An 8,870-nucleotide genomic window follows, 5' to 3' on the forward strand; every position below is an offset into this window, starting at 1 on the left:
GTCCACGACGCGCCGCCACCGGCGCTCGGTCCTCGTCGTCCTCGTAGCCATGACGAACCTCCTTCGACGACGAGAACTGCACGGAAGAGCGCAGGAGCGGAAGGATGGGGGTTGCCGGACGGGTACATATCGATGAACAACCGCGGCTCCCCTCGCCGCTTCACCTTACGCAACGCCACGGCCAGCCTCCTTTCCGTCCTTCCCTCATTCCAATCGAGACGCTCACGGCGCCCCCCACGCCTCCGAGAACCTCACGCGCCACAGGCGCCCGAACTTGCGCGCGCGCACGCCGTCGACCATCGCCTCGGTCCCGCCGTCGGCCGCGCGCGTGGCGCGGCGCTCCAGCGTCTTGCGGAGCTGCGCCGCGTTCAGCCCGAGATGCGCCGCCGCCCGGTCCAGCGACACCCACGGCGCGCCCCCGCGCTCGGCCTCCTTCTGCTTTGCAGACATGCCGATACCCTCCTCGACGCGCGCAAGGGGGCTCGAGCTCTCGGCGAGCGCCCCTCCCCAGCGTCGGTCCCCGGAATGTACGGGATGTAAGCGCCGACTTTCAAGCCATTTCGCGAATAAAATCATCAAGTTGCCACCGGAGTTCGCATTTCCGAGCTTCAATAGGGGATCCTGAACGCACCCCCTTATTTCGCCGCGTGGCGATCCGAGGACCGCCGAGAAATCGATCCACATTTCGCATGCTCCCCGAAGCCCTCTCGCGGAAATCTCACGAAAGCTCGTCCTCCCGCTCCGCGGCTGAAGCAACTCCTCGGCTGATTTCTCGGAAGTCGTCGGGGTGACCCCTTGAAATGAAGGCTTAAATCTCGGGGGCCCTCGAAATCCCCTTCGCTGGCTCGGAAAACGGACCGCTCGAAGGAGCCGCGCGCCTGCCCGGAAGGATCACCGCCGTGCGATTTCGTACACCGGACGCCCCCAATGACGCCCCGCTCATCGCGCAGCTCGACGCGGCCGAACTCGAGCCACCTCGCGCGACGCTCCCCGAGCCGACCCCCTCGGCCCGCCGCGGCTCGGGTTCGGGGTGTTTCTCGGACGGGCCTCGAAAAACCCGCGGCTTTTCGCGGAAGCACTCACGCAGGGGCGATGCTCCATTCCGTCCTGCACGCCTCATGCGGACGCCATCCGGACCGCCGTCACGCTCCGAGGCGCAAGGTTCGACCGCGGTCAACTGCACGGTTCATCAATCGAAACACTGAACACGCCGAAATCCAGCCGCCAGGACGACGATCTCGCGCCTCACCATCCCTGCAAGATTTTTTCGCCCGCGGCCCCCTGACGCACACGCGACGTAGAAGGGTCGTCATTCACGCTGTCTCCGAGGGGGTCGTTTCTCGAAAAGAACGACCCCTCGTCGACGAACGGCCAGAAGGGCAAACCCTTGGTAGCATCAAATCCGAGGAATGCGGCGCGAGCCTCCCCACCGTCTGGAGCGAGCGACTCTCCAGATCGCATCGAGAGGTTGCAGTACAAAGAACCCGACATGACCGGAGGTGGCTACTTGAATGCTGGATCGGTCCCGAGCGACCTTGCCGACGGCCACCACAACATGCGGCGCGCCTCCCTCGAGCAGGGGTCTTCGCCGCTCCGCAAGGAGACACCGGATCCCCTTCAAATGCGCTGATCCGGCGCAGCCAAGCGTTGCATCGTTTGTTCACAAATTATTTGGGCAAACCCGATCGCGTGAGCACTCACACAACTTTGTCGTTGCAATAAATCGAAGAGTCAGGCATTCTCCAGGCTAAGGGGATTATGAACGACGCAGAGCCCACTGCGCTCGACGGGCAGTCGTCTGCCGTCGAGCCGGATCCGCGCAACGGCACGGTCCGAGCCACGGCCCAGACCGAACCCAAAGCGCCCGCGGCCGCGCTGCGGAGCTGGCAGCAGATCATCGACCTGTACGGGGGTAAGTGCAGGTATCAGGTCATCGCGCAATGCGGCAAGACCTTTCGATATACGGCCGAGTCCGAGAAGCTATACTTCCCGGGCCCGGCGCGAAAGCCCTTTGGGAAAAGGAGGTCCAAGCCATGATCCAGGCCGAACCCATGGCGCCCTCGGACGAGCCCGCCGATCTCGGCGGCCATCCGCTATTTCCCCAACCCGAGACCACTGGCCCCCCACGGGAACCCCTGCGCCCCAGCGCAGAAACCACCTGCCGCGTCTTCCCTCCCTCGCCCATCTCCCCGACGGGAAGCGCCAGGGCCACCGTGAACTCGGTGTTCGTCACGGGGCGGATATCCAGCCCGTGCTCCCGCCGGAACTCGTGAAATAGCGAACGCAGATTCGCCCCATCACCCTCGACGACGCGCGCCTTCAACTTGGCGAGGTACTTCCGGACCTGCTCCGCGCTCACCTTGCACGGGGCGGGGCTCGCTTGCGCTTCGATTTGCTCGATCTCGCCTTCGACGGTCCGCAACTCGGCACGCAGTTCGCGCACGCGATCGAGGATCGACGCATCTGGCGTTCCATCCCTCGACCCCTCGAACACTTTGAAATACTTCTCGATCGAAGCCTTCACCGTATCCCGGCGCCGCTTCAATGTCGCGAGCTTGCGCTGCGCCGCCGGCACCTCCCCTTCGAGCTTCTTCTGGAGCCGCGCCACGTGTTCCATGACGAAGGCCGGCGAGGAGAGCACTTCGTGGAGCCAGTTCCAGGTCGCCTGCTCCAATTCGTCCCCACGGATCATGGGCAATGAGCAGACGTCAAGTCCGACTTGCGCTCGACGGGTGCAGATGTAATAGCGGCGTTTCTCTCGGCTGGAGAGCTTTCCCTGGATTCGCCCGCCGCAGCTCGGGCACCGCATGATCCCGGTCAACGCGAACTGCTGCCGACTCTTCGTGCGCGTGCGTTTGCTCGCGTTCTCTTCCGTCTTGATCTGCTGCGCCTTCTCCCATGTCTCCGTCGAGATGAGCGCCGGATGCTCGCCCTTGTAGCGGGTCTGCTGGTGCCGAGGCAGTCGTGAAGGAATGCGCTCCTCGTAGGAGACCTCGTCGAACGCCGTGAAGCCGGCGTAGACGGGGTTGTTGAGCGTTCGCACAATGGTGCTCGCCCGGAAGTCATAGCCTTCACGGGTCCGGTAGCCGTGTCGAATGAGGTGCTGGCAGATCCGTCGGTTTCCATAGCGATAGTTCGCTGAAGTGTACAGCTCGAAGATGAGCCGAACCGTCGCCGCCTCTTTCTCATCGATGTACCAGCACTTGCCGATCGGGTATTCGAGGCACGCCTTCCGGTACGCCTCGTCCTCGGACAGCCCCGCCGCTACCAACTCCTTGATTCGACGCGATTGCGACGTGTACCCGAAGGGAGGAGGCCCGCCGCCGACCTTTCCCTTGATGGCCTTGCCGCGCCTCATCTCGCGGATACGCTCCCCGGTGAGATTGACCTCCAGCTCGGAAGCGGCCCCGAGCACCTGGAGCGAGAACCGCCCGTGTGCGCTCTTGTAGTCGTATCGGTTGTTGAAGTCCCACAGCTCGACGCCAGCCTCGCGCAAGACCTTGAGGAACCGAGCCTGGATCTCGTTGTTTCGCCAGAACCGATCCGTATGCCGCGCGCATACACCGAGGATTCTACCCGCGGCGATGTCGTCGAGCAGCCGCTTCAAGGCCGGGCGCTTGTCCGCCCATACCTCCGCCGTGACGTGCTTCGGCTCGACATAGATCCGGTAATCCGACCAGCGACGCAGGGACGCGAGTTCACGGGCGCGCGAGCACTGGTTCGGGATCGATAGGTCGGTTTTGACGCTCTCCTCGCGTGTCACGCGGATGTAGAACGCCCACCAGCGCTCGGGGGGCTTCGAGCCCTCTTCCCAGGATTGCAATGTTTCTCCCTTCATGGATCGTCGTCCTCCTCTTCCTCCCGCGCGATCTCGACGAGCAGTTCGCTCACGAGATCGAGAATCGTATCACTCAGCCGAAACCCCTCGTCGACCAGCGCGACGGCCGCCTGCTCGGTCGGTCGGATGCGCGCCGTGATCTCCGATGAGCACCCCTCCACGGGCGCGATTTCTACCACGTACGACTTCTGGGCGGCAGGCACGGAGCCCAGCGAACTCCCACGGGCACGTCCTTTTGCGTGGCTGTGCCCGGTCGGCGCACGCCGCGCCTGCCGATGGGCATTGGCTTCGAGCGAGCCAGTGCTGTGGGCGCTCGGCAGCTCAGGATGACGAGGTCGCCGTGAGTCAGGGGGGATGGGCATGGGATCAGCACCTTTCTCGGGCGGCCGAACCGCGCCGGTCACAGGATGCAGGTTATCCCGTAAGTGCTCCCGGCAGGCCAAGCGAAATCTGGTACGCGAGCTTGATTCTATACATATTGCGTAATATGAACGTACGTGTATACGTATGGACATGTTACGTAATATGGAGGCACCACGCAGGGCGAGAGATGCCGCTGCGACCTCAACCGTCGCCGCTGGGGAGCCATACCGAGGGGCATGGCCGGAGCCATGTGCCCCGGCATGGCTCGACCATGGAAAAGCCATGGCTTTCCATGGATCCGAGCGCGCGTCTCGACGACCTCGGGCAGACCGCAGAGATCGCAGGAATCGGGCTGATTTTGCAGGGTGTGTGCGACTCCTACATCGTGAAACAATTTCTGGGCTCCGAGGCATGGCTTCGGGAGGCGAAAAGTGGATCGTTTCATGGCCCCTGCATGGCCACCGATCCTGTGAAACAAGGATCAAGGATCGGGTTCCATGGCTCAACCGCGGTGATTTCGCGGTCTGTCCGCGGAGGGCACGCCGCTTGCGCTGGCGCGCATCGTGAATCAGAACACAAGAATGGTGGCCGCGGAACGTTTTCCGCGCCGAGGCATGGCCCCCGCGTGCGAAAAGTGGATCGATTCATGGCCCCTGTATGGATCGCGACCCTGTGAAACAAGGGGCAAGGTTCGGCTTCCATGGTCCAACCGCGGCGATTTCGCGGTCTGTCCGCGGAGGCGCGGGTGATAGACGTCGCTTCGATCGCTGAGACAGGCTGGACGGATGGGATGGCACCGTCGGGCGTCGCCATATTACGCTTGGCAGTATCGCGATCCTGTGCGTATCTGATCTGCGGAGCCACCCATGCACCCCGCGTCTTCCGCCAACGTCGTCGACGCCGTTGCGCTCATCGGGGCGTGTGAGGGCTCGACGGCGTTCGTGGAACTCGCCGCTGCGCTGGCGATCGCGGGAAAAGGGCTCACGGGCCTGCCGTTGGAGGCGCAGGGCAGTGCCGTGGGGATGCGGATCCACCGGAGCCTCGGCGACCCTGCGTGGAATGCCGCCGCGCTTGCTGCGCTGGCGGATCCGGCCCTGAACGCGCATTCACGTCGATTCGTGCAGGCGTCACTCCTGCGCGTACCCTCGGATGCGCCGGAACCGTTCTCCGACGAGCTGTGGCTCTGGATGATACGAGCGGAGTATCGAAGGAACGCCGTGCTGCGATGGCTCGCGGATGTGGTGCTCGGGGGCCTCGCTTTGCCGGAGAGGGTAGAGGCGTCGGAACCCGCTCCCGTGCATGCCCCCGCGCCGGCCCCCGAGGCGTGCCCGTCCGATGCGTGGAACGTGCCGATCGCGCTACTGTGGATCGGACACGCGCTCGATTCGTCCGAGTGGTTGATTCTCGGCGCGGGAACGCTGGGCCTCGCGGGCTACTGGAACGGGGAGCGCCGGCCGGTGATCGAGTGGAGCGCGGCTGCGTGGAGCCTGCTCGGGACGCTGCGCGGGTTCAAGCTCGGGAAAGCGCTCCTCGCGGATCGGGGCCTCATGGCGGCAGCTCGTGCGCTGGTCCGGCGTTGCGCGACGATTGCCGGTGGCGAGCCGACACTGGACACGGTCAAGGCGGTGCTCGCGTCGGACCCGAGCGCGATCGTGGCGGCGTGCGTGGTGATGATGGCGGCGCATCGAGTATCGGCGGACTTCACCGTGAGGGAACAACGTCCGCAGATGGCGGCGGCAACGGCGACGCCCTCGGCGACGCCGTCTCCGGAGACACCGACGCCGCCATCTCCAGAGGCCACGTCCCCGGCGCCACCGTCTCCCGAGCCGCGCCGCCGTCTCCCGTGCGGGAGGTCGCGCGCGCTCCCGGCTTCCCGCGCGCGGCATACCTGGGCTCCCTTGCCTCGTGGGCGTTCGCCGCCTTCGGCCGGGTCAATCAGGTTCGTCGTTCACGCCTCGACCGCGACGACGGCGCTGTTCGCGATGACGGCGCTGCCCGGGACGACGGCCCCCGGAGTGATGATGACGACGGCGCCCCACGCCGCGAACTGCTTGGGGCCAGCCTGCCGGACGACGATTGCCCGCGTCGCGAGCTTTGGGCCGCCACGGAGGCCGGTCCCGAATCGGGGAACAGCCTCGCCATCGCACTCTCGACCCACCCCGGCGCTCCCAGCGCGTACCGGAGCGCCTCATTGATCATCGCGCTCCGCTGCCCCTCCTCCTGGACGTGCTCGCAAAGCTCGCCGAACAGGACGGCATCGAAAACCACCGACGTCACGAAAACCAGCCGCCCATCGCGCCGTCGCTGGGCGCGCCTTCGAATCCACGCTTTCATTGAATCGCGCTCCTCTGTCGATCGCCTGCTCCGCCCCTGTGATGACGGCACCCCTGCACGCCGCGCCCCGATCGGTCCCGCTCCCGCCTAAGTCGTCGGTGGCGCCATCCTTCCTCAAGTGCGTCGTAGGCGCTCTGGATGGTGAATGCCTATCGATCCTCCTGACCGAGATTGCACACGGACCCACCCCATACGTGGGTCTAGTGAGTACGCATGATCGCAGTTCTGTTCGAGGCGGGCCAAGTTTGGCCAAGCGCGAGAAGCCCTTGCGGTCTCCGGCGGGGAGCTGCCTCCCGCGCCCGCCTCGCCCACGCCCGATGAAATTGTGTGAAAAACCACATTTCGCGACGTGCACCACCGTTCGACGCGGCTGCCCGACGAGCCACTCGCCCCATCCTCGCTGCGGGCGGACAGGGGAAACACTGAGCGACGGTCGTTTCCCGTTTGGCCTGAACGTCGCCTGGAGGACAAACCGTGCGCCCGGCAGCCCAGCCGATCCGACGCTCCCCCTTGGCGCAAGGATGTTCCTGGGCGAACGCCGCGACGGCAGAGACAAACGCTGCCCTTCCACTGTGGCCGCGGATCGAGTAGGTTTGTCCCCGATGGCGAAGATCGGACGCAACGAATCCTGTCCCTGTGGCAGTGGACGCAAGTACAAGAAGTGCTGCCTCGCGACCGCTGCCGGGGCGTACACGGCGGCAGATCGTCTATCCACGCTCGAGCGGTTGCTCGACTGGGTCGATGAAGACGAGCTGGAGGGGTCGAGGGAGGAGTTCTGGGGCGACCTCCTGCCCCTGCGCGACAAGTACGAAGACCCCACCTTGCACGACATGGCGGAGTGTGTTTTCCAGTGGTGGCTCTTCTTCGACGCGCAGAATGGCGCGGGCGTCACGCTGGCCGAGCACCTCCTCGCTCATGATCGTGACCTCCGCGCGGGAGAACGTAGATACCTCGATATGGGCCGGGCGAGCGCCATGATGCTTTATGACGTCATCGCGGTTGAGCCGGGCGAGAGCGTCACCGTTCGTAATGTCCTCGACGGCGGGGAGACCCGTGTCCGCGAGCGGCGCGCGTCGCTTGTCATGCGCCCGTGGGATCTCGTCGCCGCGCGGATCTTCGCAAGGGGCGCGTCGGGGTTTCCGGAGTTCGATGGCGGCATCTTACCGCTCCCGAGCCACCTCCGGGACTGGCTGGTCATGGGTCTCGAAAAGGCACGCGCCGAGCTCGATGGCGCAGATTTCCGAACGAGCCTCGCCCCCTTCTTCTTCGAGGTCTGGTTCAACCCGAGGGAGCCGACGCTCATCAACCACGATGGCGACCGCCTCCTCTTCACGACGACATACTTCGACGTGCTCGACGAGCCCAAGCTCGTCGCCGAGCTCGACCGCGCGTCGGGTCTCCACCGGGACGACGACGCGGAGCGCTGGACGTGGATCGGGAGCGGCGGTCAGCGGGCGGGAGAGGTTGTCATCGCCTCAATGCGCATCGAAGGCGCTCGGCTGGAAATTCAGACCAACTCCCGCGAGCGCGGCGAGCGTGCCCGGACGCTCGTGGAAGGTCTTGCGGGCGATGCGGTGCGATACCGCGTCACGAAGCACGAAGACGTGGAGCGAGGTATGAGTGAAGCTTCACCTCGTCACGGCCGCGCATCGAAGGCGCTGCCGGAGGCGCTCGATGGGCCGGCACGCGAAGCGCTCGCGCAGTTCTACAGGGAGCATTACGAAAGGTGGATCGACGAACCGATCCCTATGCTCGACGGACAAACGCCTCGGGCGGCCTCGAAGATCGAGGCGCTGCGACTGCGTGTGGCCAGGATGATCGAGGACCTGGAGCTGATGTACGAGCGGGCGGTGGCGGAGGGAACGGTCGGGTATGATCCGGAGTGGATGTGGGCGGCGCTCGGACTGGAGGATCTCGCGCGGGGGCGCGAAGGAAAGAAGATTGGTGTGAGGCTTCCCCAACCACTTTGACGAATAGAGACGATTATGCTTCCATTCGCTCAGCCTTCTACAGCTCCCATGCCGTCTCTTTTCAATAGCTTGGCGACAATGGCTTCCTGGTTTGAGAGGTCGTCGAAAATGGTAGCCAGTGGATCATCGAGAAGCCCCGCAAGGTAGCCGAGCAGAATTGGTGCGGCGGTCACGAGCTCTGCGTCGGCGGCAACAACGTCCGCAACAAACAGGCCGTTCTGATCGTGGATGATGGCGCGCCGTAAGTCCTCGCCCACCACCGTCTGGACGACCATCCGCGCCCATGGCAGGCGCCACGTGCGCGGCACGCGCATGCTCGCCGCGCCGGCGTGCGCTCGGCGGGTTCGTCGCAGCCGCACAATAAC

Annotated in this window: 6 protein-coding genes; 2 read left to right on the forward strand and 4 right to left on the reverse strand. The window is 65.0% G+C overall.

The window, feature by feature from the left end; all coding sequences use genetic code 11:
• Positions 1-222 precede the first annotated feature (222 nt).
• From QHF83_RS52025 to QHF83_RS52035, 3 genes are all read right to left on the reverse strand, one after another.
• A complete protein-coding gene (locus QHF83_RS52025) occupies positions 223-450 on the reverse strand; it encodes a hypothetical protein (RefSeq protein ID WP_282425642.1) in 228 nt (75 codons plus the stop codon).
• A gap of 1,480 nt (positions 451-1,930) precedes the next feature.
• A complete protein-coding gene (locus QHF83_RS52030; RefSeq protein WP_282425643.1) occupies positions 1,931-3,838 on the reverse strand; it encodes a recombinase family protein in 1,908 nt (635 codons plus the stop codon).
• Entirely contained in the window at positions 3,835-4,041 is a 207-nt protein-coding gene (locus QHF83_RS52035) for a hypothetical protein (RefSeq protein ID WP_282425644.1), read from the reverse strand. The genes QHF83_RS52030 and QHF83_RS52035 overlap by 4 nt, the downstream gene beginning before the upstream one ends.
• 1,026 nt (positions 4,042-5,067) lie before the next feature.
• Here QHF83_RS52035 and QHF83_RS52040 point away from each other — a divergent pair.
• Both QHF83_RS52040 and QHF83_RS52045 read left to right on the forward strand, forming a co-directional pair.
• Entirely contained in the window at positions 5,068-6,396 is a 1,329-nt protein-coding gene (locus QHF83_RS52040; RefSeq protein WP_282425645.1) for a hypothetical protein, read from the forward strand.
• Between the two features lie 741 nt (positions 6,397-7,137).
• Positions 7,138-8,505, forward strand: coding sequence for an SEC-C metal-binding domain-containing protein (locus QHF83_RS52045; RefSeq protein ID WP_282425646.1), 1,368 nt, complete (start codon positions 7,138-7,140; stop codon positions 8,503-8,505).
• Positions 8,506-8,534: 29 nt separating this feature from the next.
• Here QHF83_RS52045 and QHF83_RS52050 read toward each other — a convergent pair.
• Positions 8,535-8,870: hypothetical protein (locus QHF83_RS52050; RefSeq protein ID WP_282425647.1), on the reverse strand; the 336-nt coding region annotated here is incomplete at its 5' end.

This window comes from Polyangium sp. 15x6, from assembly GCF_029960785.1.
In the GTDB taxonomy this organism is placed as follows: Bacteria; Myxococcota_A; Polyangia; order Polyangiales; family Polyangiaceae; genus Polyangium.

Coding starts and splice junctions, on each gene's coding strand:
- QHF83_RS52045 (WP_282425646.1), top strand. CDS start 7,138: ATGGCGAAGATCGGACGCAACGAATCCTGTCCCTGTGGCAGTGGACGC.
- QHF83_RS52030 (WP_282425643.1), bottom strand. CDS start 3,838: ATGAAGGGAGAAACATTGCAATCCTGGGAAGAGGGCTCGAAGCCCCCC.
- QHF83_RS52040 (WP_282425645.1), top strand. CDS start 5,068: ATGCACCCCGCGTCTTCCGCCAACGTCGTCGACGCCGTTGCGCTCATC.
- QHF83_RS52025 (WP_282425642.1), bottom strand. CDS start 450: ATGTCTGCAAAGCAGAAGGAGGCCGAGCGCGGGGGCGCGCCGTGGGTG.